The sequence below is a fragment of the Candidatus Microthrix parvicella Bio17-1 genome, from assembly GCF_000299415.1.
GTDB lineage: Bacteria > Actinomycetota > Acidimicrobiia > Acidimicrobiales > Microtrichaceae > Microthrix > Microthrix parvicella.
This window is the reverse complement of record NZ_AMPG01000001.1, coordinates 1,274,264-1,294,252: the sequence shown is the minus strand read 5'-3', so window position 1 is coordinate 1,294,252 and position 19,989 is coordinate 1,274,264. Positions and strand designations below refer to the sequence as shown.

The window sequence follows — 19,989 nt, the reverse complement described above, 5'->3', positions numbered from 1 at the left end:
CCCTACTTGACGATGTTCAGCATGGCGGCAAGCGGCATGATCGAGTTGCCGACACCGATCAGCACGGCCAGGCCGATGGCGAAATAGCGCCGGGCGACGTTGTACTTGGGGCTGTTCACGCCCAGGCTCTGAAACATCGACCAGGCACCGTGATAGAGGTGCACCGCCAGCAACAGGTTGGCGATGATGTAGAAGATCGCCACTGGCGGGCGACTCATCGAGGCCACGAAGTTCTCGTACGGCATCCCCCGCTGCCAACCCTTTCCGGCGACGCCGCTGACGCCCCAGGTGAGGTCGGCCAGGTGGAAGAGCAGGTACGCCAGCACGATGGTGCCCGACACCGCCATGGTGCGGTTGGCGTAGTTGGCGGCGATGTAGTTGCGCTTCGACTGGTAGTTCACCGGGCGAGCCTTCTTGTTCAACAACACCAGCCGGTAGGCGGCCAGGATGTGCACCAGGAACGCGCCGATCAGCCCGATGCGCATGATCCACAGGAAGACGGTCCTCGGGAGGATCGGATACAGCAGCTCCCGTAGGAACTCGCCGTAGTGGTTGATGGCCTGGTTGCCGAGGAACATCTTCCAGTTGCCGATCATGTGGAAGACGATGAACCCGATGAGCATGATGCCCGAGAGGGCCATCACCCACTTCATGCCCACCGTGGTGTTGACGAAACGGATGGGCCAGGGAAGATCGCGCCGCGTGGGACGCTGCGCCTCAGGTTCCTGGGCTCCTGGTCGACGTTGGACCACCTGCGCCATGGATTTGGCCTCCGGTTGCGCCGGGTATTGGTCCGGCTGTGATGAGCGAGCGAAACGGCGGCCGAGGCAACCGTTGTGGCAGGCAATCTAATCGTGGGGGATCACGAGCGACCAGAACGGCACACCGTCGAGTCGTCGACGGGTTGGGAATGCCATGGCGATTTGTCCGGAACGTGGCCCGCGCTCAGCAGCTTCGGAGATCATCCGCAGCCGGTTCGTCGCAATGGCTGAAAGCAGCGGGTGGGCGAAGCGAGTGAGAGTAACGCCGCTGTGGCCGTCCCGATTGTTCAGTAGACCCAGACCGTGGTGCCGATGCGGCCCCACGGGGTACCCCAGAGGAAGTTGATCTCGGGGTCGGTCAAGCGCACGCAGCCGTGACTGGCGGCGTAGGCGGGCACCGACGGCGAACCGTGAAGGGCGATGCCGCCGTTGAAGTACTTCGGGCGCCACAGCTTGCCCAGTGGCGAGATGCGCAGTCCGTTGATCTGACGAAAGATCTTGAAGCTGCCACGCGGCGTTCGGTGACTGGCGTCGCCGGTGGACGTGTTGAAGACATGGTGCACGTAGCCACCTTCGACGAGCATCACCACCTGCCGGTTCAGGTCAACCTCGATCACCCGGCCCCTGGTGCTGCGGGCGTTGGGTCTGCCCACCAGGTTGATGTGGTTCAGCGTGCGAGGTCCGGCAACGCCGTCACGGCCCAACCCGTAGAACTTCTGAAACGCCATCACTGCGTGAAAGGTGTTGGAGCCGTAGGAACTGTCCGGCGATACAAAGAACCCCAACTGGTTGAGGCGGGTCTGCATGGCTCGCACGGCGGAGCCGCTGGAGCCACTTCGCAGGGTCTGCGAGGTGGGCACGGAGGGAGCGCTGCGACATCCGCACGACGCTCCGAGCGTTGCCATGACCACCAGGGCGATCAGGATCCGTGTGCTGCTTGACCGACTTCGCCGTCGTGAAGGACTTTCTTGTGCCGCCATCATCACCCTTACTGAGTCTTCTCGAATACTCATACATGGCTATCAGATCCTGCCGCCGATTGCAGTGATCGGTTCTGCCACGACGACGGAGTTGGCCTGGGCCCCCGATTCGATGGTGAGGCGATACGTTGCCAACGTGAGCGCACACGAACCCTCAACCGACACCACGACCGTTCCGGAGCTCCGGGTCCCCACCCCGCCCGCCGGTTTGCCAACCACCCTGGGAGCCCTGGTCTCGTCCGGTTGGGTGTCGCGCCCGGTCAGCGAGGAGCTGCGGAGCAACGCAATCGCCCGTCTGCGTTCCGGAGAGCCGCTGGTGCCCGGCGTGATCGGCTACGACGACACTGTGCTGCCGCAGCTGACCAATGCCCTCCTGGCCGGTCACGATCTGATCCTGTTGGGTGAGCGTGGCCAGGCCAAGACGCGGATCATCCGAGCCCTGGTGGGCCTGCTGGACGAGTGGCTCCCGGTTGTGGCCGGGTCGGAACTGGCGGACGACCCCACCGCCCCGGTGAGCCCGGGTGCGGTCGCCGCGGTGGCCGAGGGTGGCGACGACACGCCGATCGAGTGGCTGCACCGCTCGCAGCGCTATGCCGAGAAGCTGGCGACGCCGGACACCTCGATCGCCGACCTGATCGGTGAGGTCGACCCGATCAAGGTGGCTGAAGGGCGACACCTCGATGACGAGGGCACGATCCACTTCGGGCTGGTGCCCCGCGCCAACCGCGGCATCTTTGCCATGAACGAGTTGCCCGACCTGTCCGAACGCATTCAGGTGGGCCTGTTGAACGTGCTCGAGGAGCGCGACGTGCAGATTCGTGGCTATCGCATCCGGCTGCCGCTCGACGTGATGCTGGTTGCGTCGGCCAACCCCGAGGATTACACCAACCGCGGCCGCCTGATCACCCCGCTGAAGGATCGGTTCGGCGCCCAGATCCGCACCCACTACCCCTTGGAGGTCGCCACCGAGGTGGCAATCCTTGATCAGGAGGTGACCGTGCCCGACATCGATGGGGTTTCGGTGACCGTGCCCCGGTCGATGGCCGAGGTGGTCGCCACGTTCTCGCACCTGGCCCGCCAGAGCTCGCAGGTGTCGCAACGCTCGGGTGTGTCGGTGCGGCTGACGGTGACCAACGCCGAGACGATGACGGCCAACGCAGTGCACCGCGCGCTGCGACTGGGTGAGGTCGAGGCTGCGGCGCGGGTCTGTGACCTTGACGCGCTTCCCGCCTCCACCATGGGCAAGTTGGAGATTGAGAGCCTGGAGGAGGGCCGGGAGGCTCAGATCGTCGGGCAGCTGATGCACCACGCCGTGCTCACGGTGTTTCGCGACCTGGTCAGCCCCGGTGACCTGGGGAGGGTGGTGGACGAGATCGAGCAACACGGTGCGGTTGAGGTGGGCGACGACGTGACGCTGGCCGAATTCACCGAGCTGCTCTCGGGCACGCCGGAGCTGACCAAGATCGCCGCAGGTGTGGCGGGCGACGCAGCCACGGCAGCGGAGCTGGCCTCTGCCGTCGAGTTGGTCCTCGAGGGTCTGCACCTGTCGAAACGGCTCAACAAGGATGCCCTTGGCGGCGCAACCACCTACTCGGGCAGATAGGTCGTGCACCTCTTGGATCCCATCGTTGTGCCGGCCGCCTCGGCGGGGGTGTGACCGTGACCTCCCGGCTTCGCTATTCACCCTGGGACGGCACCCAGGTCGGCTTTGAGGTCGATGCACTTGACATCATGGAGGAGCTCACCGATGACCTGTTGTACTCGGGTGACGTCAACGCGGCGTTGCGACGTCTCCTCAAGGAGGGCATGACCGACCGCGACGGACGGCGCATGGAGGGTCTGGCCGACCTGATGGAACGGCTGCGGGCGCGGCGTGAAGAGTTGCTGGCCAACTCGGACCTTGGTTCGGCGGTGGAGGGCATCGGTGAGGAACTGGCCGAGATCACCGACCTTGAGCGTTCCGAGATGGACCGCCAGGAGCGGGCGGCTCGTCAGTCTGGTGATGAGGATTGGGCGCGTGCCGCTGAGCAGTCGTTCGCGGACAAGCGTTTCGACCTCGACCTCATGCCCCCCGATCTGGCCGGTTGGATGAAGGCGCTTGAGCATTACGACTTCACCTCCGATGAAGCGAAGGAGCGGTTCGAGGCGCTGACCAACCAACTGCGCAGTCACCTGCTGGACCAGGCGTTCAACCAGATGTCCGGTGCCATGGCCAATCTCAGCCCGGAGGACCTTGCCCGCAACCGCGACATGATGGCCGAGCTCAACTCGATGCTGGAGGCCCGGTCCGCGGGACGCGAGCCCGACTTCGAAGGCTTCATGGAGCGGTTCGGTGACATGTTTCCCGAGAACCCTCAGAATCTGGATGAACTGCTGGAGGCGCTGGCGCATCGCATGGCGGCCGCCCAGGCGTTGATGAACTCGCTGTCGCCTGAGCAGCGTGCCGAGTTGGGTGCGCTGTCCGAACAGCTGTTGTCCGATCTCGGCCTCAACTTCGAGATGTCACGCCTGGCGGACAATCTGCGTCAGATGTTCCCAGACGCCGGCTGGTCGTCCCGCTATGACACCACGGGGTTCGACCCGCTGGACCTGGCCCAGGCATCGGAGCTAATGGGAGAGCTGGGCGACCTGGATTCGCTCTCGGGTCTGCTGCGGTCGGCGGCCACCCCCGGAGCGCTCGACGAAGTGGATCTCGACCGGTTGTCGGACCTGATGGGCCCAGAGTCGGCCGAGCAGGTGAAGCGCCTGGCCGAGCTCACCCGTCAACTCCAGGACGCCGGGCTGATCGATACCAAGGAGGGTCGCTTGGAGCTCACCCCGGCGGGTTTGCGCCGACTGGGGCAGAACGCATTGGTGCAGGTGTTTCGCCGGCTCAGAAACGATCACCTTGGCACCCATGAGCATTCCGAGACCGGCGTGGGGCACGAGCCTGCGTACCTGACCCGCCCGTGGGAGTGGGGCGACCCGTTTCGGGTCGACCTGCACACCACGGTGCGCAACGCAGTGCTGCGCGAAGCGGCCGAGGGCAGGCCGCCCACCGGCAGGGTGTCGCTGTCGCCGGACGACTTTGAGATCGCCGAGACCGAGCATCAGGTTCGCGCTGCAACCGTCTTGATGCTGGACCTGTCGCTGTCGATGCCGATGCGTGACTATTTCCTGCCCGCAAAGCGGGTGGCCATGGCGTTGCACGGGCTGATCACGATGCAGTACCCCAGGGATTATCTCGGCATCGTGGGATTCTCCGAGGTGGCCCGGGTGCTCACACCGGCCCAGCTTCCGGAGGCCAGTTGGGACTATGTGTACGGCACCAACATGGCCCACGGGTTTCAGTTGGCCCGCGAACTCCTCGCCCATGAGCAGGGCACCAAACAGATCCTGATGGTGACCGATGGCGAACCCACCGCCCACATCGGTCGGTCCGGCGAGCCGCAATTTCAGTATCCGCCAAGTCAGGCGACCATCGACGCCACACTCACGGAGGTGGGTCGATGTACCCGGGCGGGGATCCGCATCAACACCTTCATGCTGGAGCCGGACGGTGGGCTGGCCCGCTTCGTCGAGCGCATCAGCCAGATGAACGGCGGACGTGCGTTTTTTGCTGATCCTGGCAACCTCGGGGAGTTCGTGTTGGTCGATTTCGTGGAACAGCGGCGAAAACTCCTCGGACGACGCTGACGAAGAGGACACCCGCTTGCGTCTCCTGGTGGTCGCTGAACGCCAACTTGGGGGCTGAACCGCAACTCGGCATTGCGTTCGCCGCCTCGATGTGGGCAGAATAAACCACACTGATGTAATTACATGCGTGTCTCACTTGAGGTGGGGACGTGGCATCGGCGGATACCTGAGCCTCTCAATGAGGGGCCCGAGGGCCACCGAGGTCATCCCGCCCACCCGGGGGGAGAGACATGGCTGGAGGCCCTGCACCAATGGATGACGACGCGATCGACGAGCCAGAGGAAGCCGGCTGGCAGCTGGAGGCGAACTGCCTCGGCGTTGACCCCGACTTGTTCTTCCCGGAGCGGGGGGCCTCCACCAAAGAGGCCAAGGCGGTGTGCAAGGGCTGTGTCGTGCGCGAGGACTGCCTGGAATTTGCCCTCCAGAACGGCGAGAAGTTTGGAATCTGGGGTGGCTTGAGCGAACGGGAGCGGCGACGAATCCGCCGTCAGCGTGCATTGGACCGGGCCGCGAAGCGGGACGACTCCCAGACCGCCTGAGCGACACCCGGACATCCGCCGCCCCTGCGGTCGGCGGACCGAACGTTGCAACGTTCATCTGGGTCGGACGACGCCTTCCGGCGTAGCGACGAGGTGCATGGGCACGTCCCAGGGTTGTGCCGTCAGGTGTTCGACCAACTGAAAGTCGTGCGCAATGCCGACGAGTAGCGGGCCGGCGCCGATCGGTCTCCGGCCAAGTCCGCTGAGGAGCCGGTCGTACCATCCGGCACCATTGCCCAGTCGATTGCCCGCCCGGTCGAACGCCACCGCCGGCACCAGGATCAGCCCATGGTCCTCGGCCGGCACGCGCGCTGCGCCGTCGGCCGGGAAGCGAAGGCTGCCCCAGGCGGTAGCGAGGCTGGTGGTCGGCTTCCAGGCTCTCAACTCCGGAGATGCGCCGGGATGCCCCGGCAGGGTGAGGCCGTGTGCCGCAGTCAAGGCGCCCCGGGTTGCCTTGACCGCGTCATCGTTGGGTCCTCCGAGGCGCACATCCGGTTCGCCTCGCACCGGCCAGTACACCGCCACCGGCCCCTGTCGTGCCGCTGCGACGATGTCAGAGGTCGCCTGGAGCAGTTCAACGATTGCGGCCGACCCGGGTTTCACGTCGGCGCTGGACAGGCCCCGGCGCTGTGCCAGCAGGCGGCTTCGCAGTGCATCCCGGCCTTCGTCAGATCGGCTGGGGGGGCCTGCGATGGTGGGCGGCTGATTCACGGGTAGCATGCTGACATGAACGAATGGGTATGGGTCCTACTGATTGCAGCTGTGGTGCTGGGTGGGTCACAGATTCCGAAGCTGGCGCGCAACCTCGGCCGGGCTCAGAACGAGTTCAAACGAGGCCTCGACGAAGGCAAGGCCGAGAGCGACCCTGACGCTGTCGACGAGGGCACCAAGTAAGAGCACGCTGTGCCGTTGGAGCAACGCAAGCCACGTGATCTCCAGAGGGGCTCTTAGCCTCCCTGGGTACAGGGGCGTGCGGTGCTGCCAACGACGCGGGGGAGCACTTGGCCGGCGGCCAGCTTCAGATTTTCAGTTTGGGGGGGGGGATTGTGCGAACTGGAGGAGAAGGCGCTCAGCCGACCGCGACCGGGGTGGCCACGGATCGACGCTTGAGAATGCGGCGACGTTCACGCTCGGACGTACCACCCCAGACACCGTGGTCGATCCGGTTCACCAAGGCGTACTCCAAGCACACCTCTTTCACCGGGCAGTCGGTGCACACCTTTTTGGCGACCTCGACTCCAACTCCGTCACTGGGGAAGAACAGGCCGGGCGGTTGCTCGACGCAGTTGCCTTCGTCCATCCATTCACTATCCATCATGGACTTCATGCTTCCTACAACTATCAGCCGTAGGATTTGTTCCCAAACGTCCGTGCTGAGAGATCCCTCGGTCTGAGAGAGGGCACAGATGCTCGGAAGGTGTGGCGGTTGGTGAACCGGGCGGAAAGCCAGCATGCTGGGGTGTTCATGGACGTTGATTCTGCGAGCCCCGGGCCTGGAGACGAACCGTCCTCGGACGCGTCGTCGTCCGGTCGGACGGAGCCGACACCCAACACTCCGCCGGCGTTGCCACACTTCATTCCGGCCGGACCCGTGCCTCGGCTCGGTGAGGCCGAACGCCCCGGCGCAGTGCCACCGGTGTTCGAGGGCCCCCCGTTGGGCGGCGGGACCGCCTTCGGCAATGATCCCGCAGCAGTGCCCACGCCTGACAGCAAGGCACATCGGCCGGAGCGGGTGTGGCGAACGGCCGTGATGGGTGGCGTCGTCGGTGCTTTGGTGGCGGCCTTGATCTTCGGGGCGGTCTTTCTGCTGGCCCCCCGTCGGCAGGTGACGGAGGTCCGACCCGCCGACGAACTCAAGCGCGAGGCGCTGGATCTGCACTCGCTGATCGAAGTCGTGCGTCCCAGCGTCGTCACCGTGAACACCGGTGAACGGTCGGGGCAGGAGATGTTCGGCGGCACCGGGTCAGGCGTGGTCTTGTCGGCCAAGGGCCTGGTGCTCACCAACGCCCATGTGGTGTCGGGTGCTCCGGCAATCAGCGTCGACCTTGCCGACGGACGGACGCGCGACGCCACCCTCGTGGGCAGCTTCCCCGACCGAGACGTGGCCGTGATCCAGATGCAGAACCTCGACGCGCCGGTGGTGCCGGCAAAGCTGGGCAGCTCATCGGACCTGCAGGTGGGCGATGACGTGGTCGCCATCGGCAACGCGCTCGGGTTGGGAGAGGATCCAAGCGTGACGACGGGCATCGTGTCGGCCAAGGGGCGCAGCATCCCAGGCCCTCAGGGGCAACTCGTCGACCTCATCCAGACCGACGCGGCCATCAACCATGGGAACTCGGGCGGTCCGCTGGTGGATGTGCAGGGTCGCGTGGTTGGCATCAACACCGCGTTTGCCGCCAATTCCCAGAACGTCAGCTTCGCCCTCGAGATCGATTCGGTGATGCCGTTCGTCGCCGATATCGAGGCCGGGGAGTCACCCATTACCGCCGACAGTCCCTTTCTGGGGGTACGCACCCAGGATGTGGACGGCCTGTCCAGCGATATTCGCACCAACTTTGACGTGGAGACCGACAGCGGCGCATTCGTGGCCGGCGTTGTCCCCGACTCGGGAGCGGCCGAGGCGGGCCTGATGAAAGGGGACGTGATCGTGGAGATCGACGGTTCGTTGGTGGCCAAATCCGTCGAGGTCGGCAGGGTGCTCGCCGATGCCAAGCCTGGTGCCAAATTGAAGGTGACCTACCTGCGGTCGGGCGAGCGACGTCAGGCGGAGGCGACCGTCGGCCGGGTGGGTGGATAGCGGCGGAGTGCGGGTGGGCGGAGAGCGGCGGAGTGCGGGTGGGCGGAGAGCGGCGGAGTGCGGGAGATAGCATGGTCGGCTGCCCGCCTGCATTGCAGGCCGATCACGATCCTGGAGTACGTCCATGGCCTACGAAGAGCCGCTTTATGACCCCGACTCCCCGCCCCGAGCCGACGTCACCATCGCGTATGGCGGCCCCGTCGCCCCCCATTGGGATATCCGTACCTCGTCCGGCGATGCGTCGGTGGCGGACGCCTTCGCTGCGCGGGTGAACGCCCGTCTGATGTTGCTGCCTGCCCATGACCCGCAATTTCGTCGCAACCGTGAGCGGGTGAACAAGGATGCTGAACGTGAGCACATTCGCCTCACCTGGGATCTGGGCTACGACGATCCCGACGATCGCTGATCGTTGAGGGCCTGGGGGAGGGCGCCGGCGATATGAGTGGAGACCTGCCGCAGCCGATCGCCGAGTTTGGAACGGATCGGTTTGTCAACCGCGAGATGTCCTGGTTGGACTTCAACGCACGCGTGTTGGCTTTGGCTGTCAACCCGGACACGCCATTGCTGGAACGGGCCAAGTTCCTGGCCATCTTCACCTCCAACGGCGACGAGTTCTTTCAGGTACGCGTCGCGGGGCTGATGGAGCAGGTCGAGTCGGGCGTCACCACCCGAACCGCCGACGGGCGCACCCCGGCGCAGCAGCTGCGGGAGATCTCGCGTCGCGTCGCCGAGTTGGCCGATGAGGCCGACGATGCGTTCCTCGACGGGTTGGTGCCGGATCTGGCCAAACAGGGCATCGCCTTTCTGAAGTGGCGGGAGTTACCCCCGCACGACCAGGACTGGCTGCGTGATGTGTTCGACGAGCGGATCTTCCCGGTGCTGACCCCGCTGGCCGTCGATCCATCACATCCCTTTCCCTACATCTCCAACCTCTCGCTCAACCTGGGTGTGCGGCTGCGCGATCCGCTGACCGAGGAGGTGCGATTCGCCCGGCTCAAGGTGCCTCAGTTGCTCGACCGGTTCCTGGCGCTGCCCGACGGGGAGCGTTTCGTGCCGCTCGAGCAGGTGATCGCCGCCCACCTCGATCGGCTGTTTCCTGGCATGTCGGTGGTTGACTCCACCATCTTCCGGGTGACCCGCAACACCGACCTGATTCTGGAGGAGGACGACGCCGAAGACCTGCTGGCCGCTGTGCAGTCGGAGGTGAGGCGTCGCCGATTCGGCGGTGCGGTTCGACTGGAGGTCGACGATCACGCGTCGGAGGAGATGGTGGACATCCTTCAGGAAGAACTCGATCTGCCCGCCGAGGCGGTCTATCGGAGGCGGGTACCCCTCGATCTGACCGGCCTGTGGGCGGTGTACGCCCTCGACCTTCCCGACGGCACGTTCCGCGAGTTCTCGGGCATCACCCAACCTCGTCTGAAGTCCATCGGTGAGGGTGCTCCGGCCGACTTCTTCGCAGCGCTGCGCAAGGGCGACATCATGGTGCAGCACCCCTACGACAGCTTCTCGGGCAGCGTGGACGAGTTCATCCGCCAGGCGGCGCGCGACCCGGAGGTGCTGGCGATCAAGCTGACGCTGTACCGCACCTCGGGCGATTCACCGATCGTCGAGTCGCTGATCAAGGCCGCCGAAGGGGGCAAGGCCGTGGCTGCGCTGGTTGAGTTGAAGGCCCGCTTCGACGAAGAGAACAACATCGTGTGGGCGAAACGCCTGGAGAAGGCCGGTGTGCACGTCGTGTACGGCATGGTGGGGTTGAAGACCCACACCAAGGTGGCGCTGGTGGCCCGCCAGGAGGGCGAACGGGTGCGGCGCTACTGCCACGTCGGCACCGGGAACTACAACTCGAAGACCGCCCGCATCTATGAGGATCTGGGCCTGCTGACAGCGGACGAGGTGATCGGTGCCGATGCCACGTCGCTGTTCAACTACCTCACCGGTTACGCCCGCGATGTGGCCTATCACCGGCTCTTGGTGGCCCCTCACCACCTGCGCGACGCGCTGGGGGCGCGCATCCGGGGCGAGGCGGAGGCACCCGAGGGCACGGGCCACATCATCATGAAAATGAACTCGTTGGTCGACGCGGACATGATCGATCAGCTGTACGCAGCTTCGGCGGCCGGCGTGCGGATACAGCTGATCGTGCGCGGCATCTGCTGTCTTCGTGCCGGCGTGCCGGGACTGTCGGAGAACATCGAGGTGCGCTCGGTGGTGGGGCGCTATCTGGAGCACAGCCGGGTGTATCACTTTGCCAACGGTGACGGTCATGGCAAACCCGCCACCTACTTCGGATCCGCCGACCTGATGACCCGCAACCTCGACCACCGGGTGGAGGCGGTCACCCCGGTGCTCGACCCCGACCTGCGCGAGCGACTCGCCACCATTTTGGCCGTCGCGCTGGCCGACGACACCCTGGCATGGACGCTGGAGGATCGCACCTGGCAGCGGATCAACCCGCTGGGTGCGGGGCCCGGCACCGTGGACAGCCACGTGGTGCTCGAAGAGGAGGCCATCCAGCGGGCCGCCCTCAACGTGATGTAGGTGAACCTGCGTGGAACCTAGGGCCGGCGGTCCCCGCACGTGGGACGGTCCTCCGCCACTGCCCGGGCCGCAAGGGCCGGTGGTGCGCTGGAACGATCCCTTCGCCCGGCTGGCCGTTGCCCATGCGCTGTCCACCGCCGGCGATGCGGTGGTCGCCATTGCGCTGGCCAACACCCTGTTCTTTCAGGTCGATCCCACCGATGCGCAGGGTCGGGTCCTGCTGTACCTGCTGTTCACGATGGCGCCCTTCGCGTTGGTGGGACCCTTCATCGGCCCGGCGATGGACAAGGTGCCGGGTGGTCACCGCCTGGTGATTCTGGCCTCGGCGCTTGGCCGCATGGTGCTGGCCTTTGCGATGATCCCCAATGCCGGTGGCGGACTGCTGTTGTTCCCCGAGGCGTTCATGGTGCTGGTGTTGGGCAAGACCTATCAGGTGGGCAAGGCGGCCCTGGTGCCCAGCACGGTTCGCAGCGATGGCGAGTTGGTGGAGGCCAACTCCAAGCTCCAGTTGTTGTCCGGCCTGGCCGGAGCGGGCGCTGCCATCCCAGCCGGGCTTGCCTCACTGATCGGCCCCGGTGCGGTGCTGGCGCTGGGCGGAGTGGTGTTCCTCGCAGCGTCGCTGGCCGCCGTCCGCGTGCCCGACCCGCGGCGCCCGGCCGAGCGGATCGAGCCGAAGGCGGCCGCGGAACTGAACCGACTGCCGGTGCAGACCTCGGCGGCAGCCATGTCGTGGCTGCGGGGTGTGGTGGGGTTCGTCACCTTCCTGTTGGCCTTCGCGCTCCGTCGGCCCGCTGCGGCACCGCCGGTTGGGCGCACCATCGGCGAGGTGGTGGGCGCCGGGAAGGCGTACGTGCCGACGGTTCCCGCCGGGCCCTACCCAACCTGGTACTTCGCCATGGCGGTGGTGGCGGCCGTCCTCGGTGGGCTGGCCGGCTCGGCCCTGGCCCCCAGGCTGCGTGCCATGGCGCGGGAGGGCACCATCCTCTCGACCTCGATGGGCGTCGTGGTGCTCAGCGCGCTGCTGGGTCTGATCATGCCCGGGCTGGTGGGCATGGTGCTGCTTTCGGCGGGCGTAGCGGCGTCTGCGGCGGTGGGTAAGCAGGCCTTCGACGCGTTGGTGCAGGCGGGAGCGCCGGATGTGGACCGGGGTCGGGTGTTCGCCCGCTTTGAGAGCCAGTTTCAGCTGGTGTGGGTGCTGGGCGCGGCCCTTGCCGTCTTTCTGCGCCTGGGGATTAGGGCGGGCTCGTTCGTGGTGCTCGTCGGCGGAGCTTTGGCGTTGGCGTTGTACCTGGTGGCTGCCTCGGGCATCGACCCCAGGCTGCTGCCGCCCCAACGTTTGCTGTCCAGGTTCTCCTCGGGAGGTGACCGGGAAGACCCCCAGCGGTCAGCTTCCTGAGTTGGTGCTCGGGCCGTCCACGGGGTTCAGCTGACCGGTGGTGACGTCGTAGACAAACCCGTGGATGTTGTCCTTGTAGGGGATGAAGGGGCTGAGCTCGAGCCGGGCGATGCTCTGGGTGACGTCGGCGTACGGGTCGACGAACGACTCCAACGCCCACCACGGCTTGATACCCAGCTCGTCTTCCAGTTCGGCCTTGAAGGAGTCTTCGGTGACCGTTTGAAGGCCACAGTCGGTGTGGTGCACCAGGATCACCTCGCGGGTGCCCAGCTTTCGCTGAGACAGGCACAGCGACCGAATCACGTCATCGGTGATCACCCCGCCGCCGTTGCGAATGATGTGGGACTCACCGTTGGCCAACCCGAGGAGGGCGAAGATGTCCATGCGGGAGTCCATGCAGGCGATCACCGCCACGTTTCGGGTCGGCTGCACCCCCAGGTCCGGCTCGTGAAACCCGGCGACAAACCTTGCGTTGCCCTCGATGATGTCGTTGACGTTGGGGGTGAACTCTTCGGTCACGTGCCTCTCCTCGTTGATGCTTGTTCGGGTTGCCGCTCTTGGGTTCCCGGTTTTGGCGGATGCCACACCTCAGAGGTCGGGAAAATCCGGCACGTCGAGGTCGCCTGATTCTGGCTCCGGGCCGCCACTCGGCTCCACTCCCAGCCGGGCCAGCCACAGCCCGGGTGCGTCCAGCTCGTTCGGCGTGGGGATGGCCTCGGGATCGGTCACCAGCCGGGTGAGAACGTCGGCGTCGGCCCGTTCGAGCACCCCGGCAACGAAATCTCGGCCCCGGTCCATCAGGTTCTGGGTCAATTCAAGGCCGAAGAGTCGCTCGACGAAGCGGCTGGCCGGATCGGTCGTCACCCGGCGACGCCGCAGCGCCTCGGCCACCCGTCCACCGCCCGGCATCAACCGGTCGGCCACGCTGTCGGTCACCCACCCGGCCCAGCCCTCCAGGGCTGCGACGGCTGCGTCGATGCGCGGTCGAAGGGCCTCCTGCTCGGGGGAGCGCAACGATCCAAGCAGGCGCTCCGGGTCCAGTGCCAGCGTGGAGGGGTCGAAGTCGCCGCTCATCGGATCGAAGTCCGCATCGGGATCGTTGGGATCCACCCCGAGCATCGACGCGATGGCATCGTTGGACAGGTCGGTCGGAGATGCGTCGACGTAGGCGCCAAGCAGCGCCTCCAGTTGCGGGCCGAAGGCGGCCCGGCTCAGCGCGGCGTGCAGCGCAAGCTCCTGCGCGGTGATCCACAGCACCAGGTTGTCCCGGTCCAGCTCCCACTCGTCTGCGAAGGTCTCCAGGTTGGAGGCGATCAGGTTGACCTCGTCGGTGTGGCGGGGCAGCGGAAGGTCGTAGCTGCCGAAGCTGCGGATCGCCAGTTGGCCGACGGTGCCCGATGCCATCATCGTGTAGAGCATCGAACCCATCAGTGGGCCCATCGACATGAACGCCTGGAAGGCCATCGGGTCGATGCCGTCGGGCAGGTCGGCGGCACTCGGCGGACCCTCGGCGGCGGCCTGGTCAAGCTGGCCCTTGGCCAGCGTGCCCAACGCATCCGACAGTCGACGCAGCAGCGGGCCGTGCGCCTTCAGCGTGGTCGCCGCCCACTGGCTGCGGTTCACGGCGCTCACCTCCACCCCGGCCAGCGAGAGCCCGGTGATCTCGGTCACGTGCAGCTCGGCCACCCGGGCCAGTTGCTCGATGCGGATCCGCTCCGCGGGGTCGATGTTGGGCTCGGGACGGCCCTCGGCGGCGATGGCGCCGGCCAACTGCGCCAGGTGCGCCGTGTCGGGCTCGCCGCCAGCCATCGATCCCATGCTCGAGAGCAGGCCCTGCAACAGGGCGTTGAGGTCCATGCCGGCGAGGCCTTCCATGCCGGGCATCCCACCTCGACCCGGTAGGCCACCGAAGGCGCCATCGCCAGGACCGCCGGGATGGTCGTCGGAGTCGTCGCCGTCATCACTGTTCGACGGGTCGAATGGATCGTTGAGTGCCACGCGGGCATGGTAGGCGCCATGAGTCCACTTGCCGAGGCGTCGGCCACCGAAACATCTCAGGCCGACCCTGGGGCGGCCGCCACAGCCGATCGCGTGGTGTTGGTCGGCGGTGACTGCGTGTTGGGCGTGGCCCTGCTGGAACGTTGGGCCGAGGCGGGCATCGCCGCCACCGTGATCGGCCGCGTCTTGGATGGCGAGCCGACCGAGTTGGTGGGGCACCCGGTGATCGACGTGGATCGGCACGGTGCGGTGGCGGCGACCCTCGCCGGTGCCGACGAACTGACGATCTTGGCCGCCTCCGGTGTGGACGACGTGGACGGCTCGGGCATTGGGTTGGCCGATGAGGGGCTGGTGGCGGCGGTGCTGCTGGCGGCAGCGGTTGACCCGCCCGCGCACGTCACGGTGATATCCACCGCGCTGGCCTACGATCGACGAACTCCGGTCGTCTCGCCGCCGGTGGCCAACGTCGAGTCCGATCCGTTCGGCCTGGTGGCCTCGTTGAAGCGTCTGCCCGAAGCGTTGGGGAGTCGGGTCACCCTCGAGTACAACGTTGCCCAGTGGGGCGATCGCAACAACGTGCCGGTGGCCGCGCTGCGTCCCGTGCTGTGCGCCTCCCTGTATGCCAGGGGTTGGTACGACCGCTCGGGCTGGCGCACCCGGCGGTTGCGCCCGGCGCCGCAGCCCACCGTGCAGTACGTGCACGTGCGGGACGTGGTCGCCGCTGTCGAGACCGTGAGGTCGGGTCGCTGTTCGGGTCCGTTCAACGTGGCGCCGGACGACGTGCTCGACGGCCCCTCGGCGGCCGAGTTGGGCGACCGGCGCCTCGGTGTAGGCGTCCCCTCCGGGCTGCTGAGGGTGCTTGACTGGGTTCGTTGGTTGGTGTGGTGGTCGCCCACCCCGCCGTCACTCGTCCGCCTGGTCGGCGCCGACCTGGTGGTTGACTCCACAGCGCTCGGGCTCACGGGCTGGTCGGCCACCCACACCAGCGCCGAAGCGTTTCTGGTGGCCCACGCTCCAGCATGGTGGCCGTCGCTGAGCGCTCGGCGACGTCAGGACCTGGTGTTGGGTGGGGCGGCTTCGGTGCTGCTGGCGGGCCTCGGTGGCGCCGGTTGGGGTATTGCTCGGCGCTGGAGGTAGGAGTCCCCGGGGATCACTCCCCGTACCAGCGCCGCTTTGCCCAGAGCGCGACGTAGACCAGCCCGACGAGCACCGGCACCTCGATGAGCGGCCCGATCGTGCCGGCCAGCGCCTGACCCGACGTCACGCCGAACACCGCGATGGCCACGGCGATTCCAAGTTCGAAGTTGTTGCCGGCCGCCGTGAACGCCACCGACGTGTTGCGGTCATAGGGCAGGCCCAGCCGGTATCCGGCCCCGAACGAGCCGAACCACATCAGCGTGAAGTAGATCAAGAGCGGCACGGCCACCCGGGCCACGTCGAGCGGGCGGTCGAGAATCTGGTCGCCCTGCAGCGAGAACAGCACCACGATGGTGAACAGCAGCCCGTAGAGGGCGATGGGGCCGATGCGGGGGAGGAACGAGTGCTCGTACCAGTCGGTGCCCTTGCGGGCCTCCAGGATGGTACGCGTGAGAAACCCGGCCACCAGGGGGATGCCCAGAAAGATCAGCACCGACTTGGCGATCGGCCACATGCCGACATCCAGCGACTGCGTCTCCAGTCCCAACCAGCCCGGCAAAAGGTCGAGGTAGAACCATCCCAGCACCGTGTACATCACGATCTGGAACACCGAGTTGACCGCGACGAGCACCGCCCCCAGCTCGCTGTTGCCACACGCCAGGTCGTTCCAGATCAGCACCATGGCGATGCATCGGGCCAAGCCCACGATGATCAGCCCGGTTCGCAGTTCGGGCAGGTCGCCGAGGAACACCCAGGCCAGGGTGAACATCAGTGCCGGTCCCACCACCCAGTTGAGCACCAGCGACAACCCCATCGTCCGGCGATCGCCCAGCTCCGCTGAGATGCCCCGGTAGCGCACCTTCGCCAGCACCGGGTACATCATGGCCAGCAACCCGATGGCGATCGGCAGCGACACGGTGTCCACCTTCACCTTGTCCAGGGTGTCGTTGAGGTCGGGGATCAACCGCCCCAGCAGGATCCCGCCCACCATGGCGCTTCCGATCCACACCGGCAGCAGGCGGTCCAGCGTGGACAGCTTCGGTGTCGCCTCGTCATTGAGCGTCGGGGAGGGGGTGGGGGTATCGGTGGTCACGGAGCGCAGCAGACCTCGGTCGTTTCGTCGGTGATCACGCGGTTGGCCATCTGGTCGGCATCGCCGGTCTTCACGTAGAACTCCCACGGCGCGCCGTCGGGGTCGGTCACCCAGGTCTCGGTCTTCTCGGCGAAGCAGCAGACGGTGTCGTCGACGCCGGTGGTGGCCAGGCCGTCGCCGCTCAGGCGGGTCTCGGCCGCAACCACCTCGGCGGCGGACGTGGTCTCCACGCCCAGGTGGTTCAGCGTTCCGCCACCCACGCCCTCGATCAGTACCAGCTTCAGGGGCGGATCGGCGATCTCGAAGTTGGCGTAGCCGGGCTTGCGTTTGGCCACCTCGGTGGCGAAGAGCTTGGAGTAGAACTCCACGGCGTCGTCGATGTTGGACACGTTCATGGCCAGTTGTACTCGGGACATCAGGACCTCCTCAGGTCGTTTCGACATGTATCGATACGAACACCCTACACACGTATCGATGAGTATCAAAGCGATCATGGTTCGGATCGTCGCCAGGGCGCTTCAGCTCTGTGCCGTCGGCACCGGCAGGATTGCCAGCGCGGCGCTGATCGACTCGAAGCTCTCGGCCCGAATTCGAAACCACGCCCACTTGCCTCGCTGTTCTCGATTCAACACCCCAGCGTTCACCAGCAGGCTCAGGTGATGGGAGATGGTGGCCTGAGTGCGGCCAAGCGGGCCGGGCAGGTCGCACGCGCACACCTCTCCTGACTGCGATGCGGCCACCATCGACACCAGCCGAAGCCGTACCGGGTCGGCCAGCGCCTTCAGGAATGCAGCGATCTCCTCGGCCTGGTCGGCATTCAGTGGACTGCCGGTTGGCTCGAAGCAACAAGGTTCTGGATCGTCAGTGCGCTCCGCCATGGTCAACACATTGACACACGTCGTTTTGAAGCGGTGATGCCGAGGTCCCAATGTGAACAGGAGCCGACTTCTGCGGTCATGTTGTCTGGGAATGCTGCATCGCAGCCTGGGCTAAGCCTGGGCTAAGCCGGGGCTAAGCCGGGGCTAAGCCGTCCAGCCGTCCTCAGGAGTGTGGGTCGGCTCGGGATCGACGTCTGGCTGCTGTCGCGTGATTCGCGGTGCCGGCGGTGTCCAAGGAGTGAGGTCCTCGAGCACGGTCCCGTAGAAGGACGTGATCTGACCGACAACCGAGTCGATGAACCCGACGGCCGACTTGGAAGTCTTGCGCGCCACTCCGATGTCTTTGGAGATCGAGAGGCGGAACCTGCCCGGCTCGCGCTTCTCATCGCCCAGCAGCACGTCTTTGTCGGTGCGGACCGCATCAAGGGTTGCCGAGGTGCTCCGGTTGGATCGCTTGGGGAACGCCTCCACAACAATCCGGCCATCAGCATCGGCGTCGATTTGCCGAGCGATCCACGTGCAGCGAGCCTTGGCTCCTCGATCCTGAGGCGCGGTGACGGACACTGAGGTGGTGATTCGCCTCGCTCTGAGATCGACTTGTACGTCGAGATCCCCTGCGGTGTTTGGAATTCGGAGCAGGGCGTCCAACTGCCCAGTGGAGGCGAGTTGGTCAATGACGTGCTGGAGACGAGCCGCTGGGTCCTTATGCGCCGCAGGAAGCTGGAGCGCGACGGTCTCGCCGATACTCGCTTCAAGTCGCAGCGCCGTGTAGCGCATCAGTTGATCCCATCGTCGGGCGACCTCGGCAACCGAAGCGTCCGACTTGGAGAGCGTCTTGTCACGTGCTCCATCTCGGACCGATACCCAATCCGGTCCCATGTCGTCGAAAGGATCAGCTCCAGAATTTGGATGGCGGAGGTAGCGGATGAGTTCTCCGAGGATCCAGGCCTGTTCCGGGTCGTCGACCCCACGGTGTTCTCGAATGACCTCGCAGGCCGTGAGGAGCGCAGGCCACGAGAGATGTGCAACCTTCGTCTTTGAGTTGGACCTGACTTTGAGGCCGGGTGTCGGGTGGGTTCCCGGGGAGGGCGCAATCTCGTTCGAAATCGTCAGAACGGCGTCGTATCCCTCGGTCCTTGCGATGTCCCAGTAGGTGTTGATCTGATCGGCGTCGAGGGTGGCAGTGCCGGTCTTGACCTCCACGAGCGCCGTCCATGTTGCTGATCCGCGTGTCACTTGGATGAGACCATCGGGCCGAGCATTCGAGGAACTGTTCTTGAAAATCACCTCGGTGTAGCAATCAACAAGAGCGGTCTTCGCCTTGGTAGCCCCGATGGGCCCAAGAATTGCTGCCGAAAGATCCCGAACAACGGCTATGACCGCCAAGAGCGCTGATGTCGCCCGCGCCTCTGCTTCCTTGGTCGAGCCGATTCCTGAAACCGGGATCAATCTCGCGTGTTGCCATTCGGACATGGCTGGAAACCTCCAAGGTTGATCGGTGAATGATCCTATTCCGGCTTGGCCAAGTGGGAGTTGTTTGCCCGCATCGTGCCAGCCACTCCGCTAGTCCATGCCACCGGTTTCACCCCCTACCCCCAGAAGGCGGAGATCGGGGCTGCGAAGATGTCGGAACCCAGTTGGATCACGTCCGGTCCTGCGTGCAACACGGCACCAGTGAGGATCCGGTCCGGAAAGCGGTCGCGCAGCCGGCACAGATGCCTGGCACCTCGAGCCTTCGGGCTTGCCGCCGCTTTGATCTCGAGAGCGATGAGTTCGACGCCGGGTAGCTCAACCACGATGTCGATCTCCTCCCGGCCACCCTTCGTTCGGAGGTGGTACACACGGAGGCGTCGCGAGGTGGTGGCAATCTCGGGCCGGAGCTGCGCCATGACAAGCGTGTCGATTGTCCGGCCAGCAAGTCGATGCTGCCCAAGACGGCGTCGGCGGCGGCTTAGAGCGCCGCGGCCATCATGGCGCCATCCACGACGTAGCGCTTCGGTGACTTGGTCAGGCGGTCAAGCCGGTTGCCGGCCCAGACAGACATGGTCTCCGCCACGTTCATGTTCGGTCTGGACCAACCTTCAACATCGTTTTGGATCAACGCTGAGCATCGGTTTGGGCCAGTCGAGACCCTGGCTCTGACCGCATGCATCTCGTGGCCGGTCCTCCTGGCCATCCGTTGTCGACACGAAAC

19 protein-coding genes and 1 pseudogene are annotated in these 19,989 nt (G+C 65.8%); 9 read left to right on the top strand and 11 right to left on the bottom strand.

Features of this window, described 5'->3' with window-relative positions; translation table 11 throughout:
• Positions 1 to 2: 2 nt before the first annotated feature.
• Together MPARV_RS0106325 and MPARV_RS20960 are read right to left on the bottom strand one after the other, a co-directional pair.
• Complete coding sequence (locus MPARV_RS0106325; RefSeq protein WP_012224026.1) at positions 3 to 761, bottom strand: succinate dehydrogenase cytochrome b subunit; 759 nt, start codon at positions 759 to 761, stop codon at positions 3 to 5.
• A 287-nt stretch (positions 762 to 1,048) separates the two neighbouring features.
• Positions 1,049 to 1,621: a L,D-transpeptidase family protein gene (locus MPARV_RS20960; protein ID WP_020377649.1), complete on the bottom strand. Its 573-nt coding sequence runs from the start codon at positions 1,619 to 1,621 to the stop codon at positions 1,049 to 1,051.
• Between the two features lie 232 nt (positions 1,622 to 1,853).
• On the opposite strand from MPARV_RS20960, the gene MPARV_RS0106315 reads away from it, so the two are divergent.
• From MPARV_RS0106315 to MPARV_RS20955, 3 genes are all read left to right on the top strand, one after another.
• Entirely contained in the window at positions 1,854 to 3,344 is a 1,491-nt protein-coding gene (locus MPARV_RS0106315; RefSeq protein ID WP_081582177.1) for a sigma 54-interacting transcriptional regulator, read from the top strand.
• A gap of 56 nt (positions 3,345 to 3,400) precedes the next feature.
• Entirely contained in the window at positions 3,401 to 5,416 is a 2,016-nt protein-coding gene (locus MPARV_RS0106310) for a vWA domain-containing protein (RefSeq protein ID WP_100221271.1), read from the top strand.
• A 251-nt stretch (positions 5,417 to 5,667) separates the two neighbouring features.
• The gene (locus tag MPARV_RS20955) at positions 5,668 to 5,955 is read left to right on the top strand and encodes a WhiB family transcriptional regulator (protein WP_020377646.1); all 288 of its coding nucleotides are present in this window, start codon (positions 5,668 to 5,670) and stop codon (positions 5,953 to 5,955) included.
• Positions 5,956 to 6,009: 54 nt separating this feature from the next.
• On the opposite strand, the gene MPARV_RS22345 is transcribed toward MPARV_RS20955, so the two are convergent.
• On the bottom strand, positions 6,010 to 6,666 hold the full coding sequence (locus tag MPARV_RS22345; protein ID WP_020377645.1) for a 5-formyltetrahydrofolate cyclo-ligase: 657 nt from the start codon (positions 6,664 to 6,666) through the stop codon (positions 6,010 to 6,012).
• A gap of 15 nt (positions 6,667 to 6,681) precedes the next feature.
• Here MPARV_RS22345 and MPARV_RS0106290 point away from each other — a divergent pair, with 15 nt between their 5' ends.
• A complete protein-coding gene (locus tag MPARV_RS0106290; protein WP_012224033.1) occupies positions 6,682 to 6,849 on the top strand; it encodes a twin-arginine translocase TatA/TatE family subunit in 168 nt (55 codons plus the stop codon).
• Positions 6,850 to 7,024: 175 nt separating this feature from the next.
• On the opposite strand, the gene MPARV_RS20945 is transcribed toward MPARV_RS0106290, so the two are convergent.
• A complete protein-coding gene (locus MPARV_RS20945; protein ID WP_162143608.1) occupies positions 7,025 to 7,273 on the bottom strand; it encodes a WhiB family transcriptional regulator in 249 nt (82 codons plus the stop codon).
• Positions 7,274 to 7,420: 147 nt separating this feature from the next.
• Between MPARV_RS20945 and MPARV_RS22340 the strand changes: the two genes are divergently transcribed.
• From MPARV_RS22340 to MPARV_RS0106265, 4 genes are all read left to right on the top strand, one after another.
• The gene (locus tag MPARV_RS22340) at positions 7,421 to 8,752 is read left to right on the top strand and encodes a S1C family serine protease (protein WP_157789483.1); all 1,332 of its coding nucleotides are present in this window, start codon (positions 7,421 to 7,423) and stop codon (positions 8,750 to 8,752) included.
• Between the two features lie 124 nt (positions 8,753 to 8,876).
• Positions 8,877 to 9,158 (top strand): hypothetical protein, encoded by a 282-nt coding sequence (locus MPARV_RS0106275; protein WP_012224035.1) that lies wholly within the window; start codon positions 8,877 to 8,879, stop codon positions 9,156 to 9,158.
• A 32-nt stretch (positions 9,159 to 9,190) separates the two neighbouring features.
• Entirely contained in the window at positions 9,191 to 11,293 is a 2,103-nt protein-coding gene (gene ppk1, locus MPARV_RS0106270; protein ID WP_012224036.1) for a polyphosphate kinase 1, read from the top strand.
• A 10-nt stretch (positions 11,294 to 11,303) separates the two neighbouring features.
• Positions 11,304 to 12,689, top strand: coding sequence for an MFS transporter (locus tag MPARV_RS0106265; RefSeq protein WP_157789482.1), 1,386 nt, complete (start codon positions 11,304 to 11,306; stop codon positions 12,687 to 12,689).
• Here the strand turns inward: MPARV_RS0106265 and MPARV_RS0106260 are convergent.
• Entirely contained in the window at positions 12,678 to 13,208 is a 531-nt protein-coding gene (locus MPARV_RS0106260) for a beta-class carbonic anhydrase (RefSeq protein ID WP_012224038.1), read from the bottom strand. The genes MPARV_RS0106265 and MPARV_RS0106260 overlap by 12 nt on opposite strands.
• A gap of 69 nt (positions 13,209 to 13,277) precedes the next feature.
• The gene (locus MPARV_RS0106255) at positions 13,278 to 14,687 is read right to left on the bottom strand and encodes a zinc-dependent metalloprotease (RefSeq protein WP_020377641.1); all 1,410 of its coding nucleotides are present in this window, start codon (positions 14,685 to 14,687) and stop codon (positions 13,278 to 13,280) included.
• An 18-nt stretch (positions 14,688 to 14,705) separates the two neighbouring features.
• Here MPARV_RS0106255 and MPARV_RS0106250 point away from each other — a divergent pair, with 18 nt between their 5' ends.
• Positions 14,706 to 15,824 carry a hypothetical protein gene (locus MPARV_RS0106250; RefSeq protein WP_020377640.1) on the top strand — a complete coding sequence of 373 codons (1,119 nt, stop codon included), beginning with the start codon at positions 14,706 to 14,708 and terminating at the stop codon, positions 15,822 to 15,824.
• Positions 15,825 to 15,837: 13 nt separating this feature from the next.
• Here the strand turns inward: MPARV_RS0106250 and arsB are convergent, their stop codons facing one another.
• From arsB to MPARV_RS22335, 5 genes and pseudogenes are all read right to left on the bottom strand, one after another.
• Positions 15,838 to 16,917 carry an ACR3 family arsenite efflux transporter gene (gene arsB / locus MPARV_RS0106245; RefSeq protein ID WP_020377639.1) on the bottom strand — a complete coding sequence of 360 codons (1,080 nt, stop codon included), beginning with the start codon at positions 16,915 to 16,917 and terminating at the stop codon, positions 15,838 to 15,840.
• The gene (locus MPARV_RS20940) at positions 16,914 to 17,333 is read right to left on the bottom strand and encodes an ArsI/CadI family heavy metal resistance metalloenzyme (protein ID WP_012224042.1); all 420 of its coding nucleotides are present in this window, start codon (positions 17,331 to 17,333) and stop codon (positions 16,914 to 16,916) included. Before MPARV_RS20940 ends, arsB begins: the two co-directional genes overlap by 4 nt.
• 102 nt (positions 17,334 to 17,435) lie before the next feature.
• Complete coding sequence (locus MPARV_RS0106235) at positions 17,436 to 17,795, bottom strand: ArsR/SmtB family transcription factor (protein ID WP_012224043.1); 360 nt, start codon at positions 17,793 to 17,795, stop codon at positions 17,436 to 17,438.
• A gap of 144 nt (positions 17,796 to 17,939) precedes the next feature.
• Positions 17,940 to 18,998 carry a hypothetical protein gene (locus MPARV_RS0106230; RefSeq protein WP_020377636.1) on the bottom strand — a complete coding sequence of 353 codons (1,059 nt, stop codon included), beginning with the start codon at positions 18,996 to 18,998 and terminating at the stop codon, positions 17,940 to 17,942.
• A gap of 386 nt (positions 18,999 to 19,384) precedes the next feature.
• Positions 19,385 to 19,723, bottom strand: a pseudogene (locus MPARV_RS22335) (DUF4143 domain-containing protein); the annotation flags it as partial.
• Positions 19,724 to 19,989 lie beyond the last annotated feature (266 nt).

What these genes read in the sequence shown, in the direction of transcription:
- MPARV_RS0106250 (WP_020377640.1), top strand. Translation starts at nt 14,706, where the DNA reads ATGAGTCCACTTGCCGAGGCGTCGGCCACCGAAACATCTCAGGCCGAC.
- MPARV_RS20940 (WP_012224042.1), bottom strand. Translation starts at nt 17,333, where the DNA reads ATGTCCCGAGTACAACTGGCCATGAACGTGTCCAACATCGACGACGCC.
- MPARV_RS0106235 (WP_012224043.1), bottom strand. Translation starts at nt 17,795, where the DNA reads ATGGCGGAGCGCACTGACGATCCAGAACCTTGTTGCTTCGAGCCAACC.
- ppk1 (WP_012224036.1), top strand. Translation starts at nt 9,191, where the DNA reads ATGAGTGGAGACCTGCCGCAGCCGATCGCCGAGTTTGGAACGGATCGG.
- MPARV_RS20955 (WP_020377646.1), top strand. Translation starts at nt 5,668, where the DNA reads ATGGATGACGACGCGATCGACGAGCCAGAGGAAGCCGGCTGGCAGCTG.
- MPARV_RS20945 (WP_162143608.1), bottom strand. Translation starts at nt 7,273, where the DNA reads ATGATGGATAGTGAATGGATGGACGAAGGCAACTGCGTCGAGCAACCG.
- MPARV_RS0106290 (WP_012224033.1), top strand. Translation starts at nt 6,682, where the DNA reads ATGAACGAATGGGTATGGGTCCTACTGATTGCAGCTGTGGTGCTGGGT.
- MPARV_RS22340 (WP_157789483.1), top strand. Translation starts at nt 7,421, where the DNA reads ATGGACGTTGATTCTGCGAGCCCCGGGCCTGGAGACGAACCGTCCTCG.
- MPARV_RS0106315 (WP_081582177.1), top strand. Translation starts at nt 1,854, where the DNA reads ATGGTGAGGCGATACGTTGCCAACGTGAGCGCACACGAACCCTCAACC.
- MPARV_RS0106325 (WP_012224026.1), bottom strand. Translation starts at nt 761, where the DNA reads ATGGCGCAGGTGGTCCAACGTCGACCAGGAGCCCAGGAACCTGAGGCG.
- MPARV_RS0106275 (WP_012224035.1), top strand. Translation starts at nt 8,877, where the DNA reads ATGGCCTACGAAGAGCCGCTTTATGACCCCGACTCCCCGCCCCGAGCC.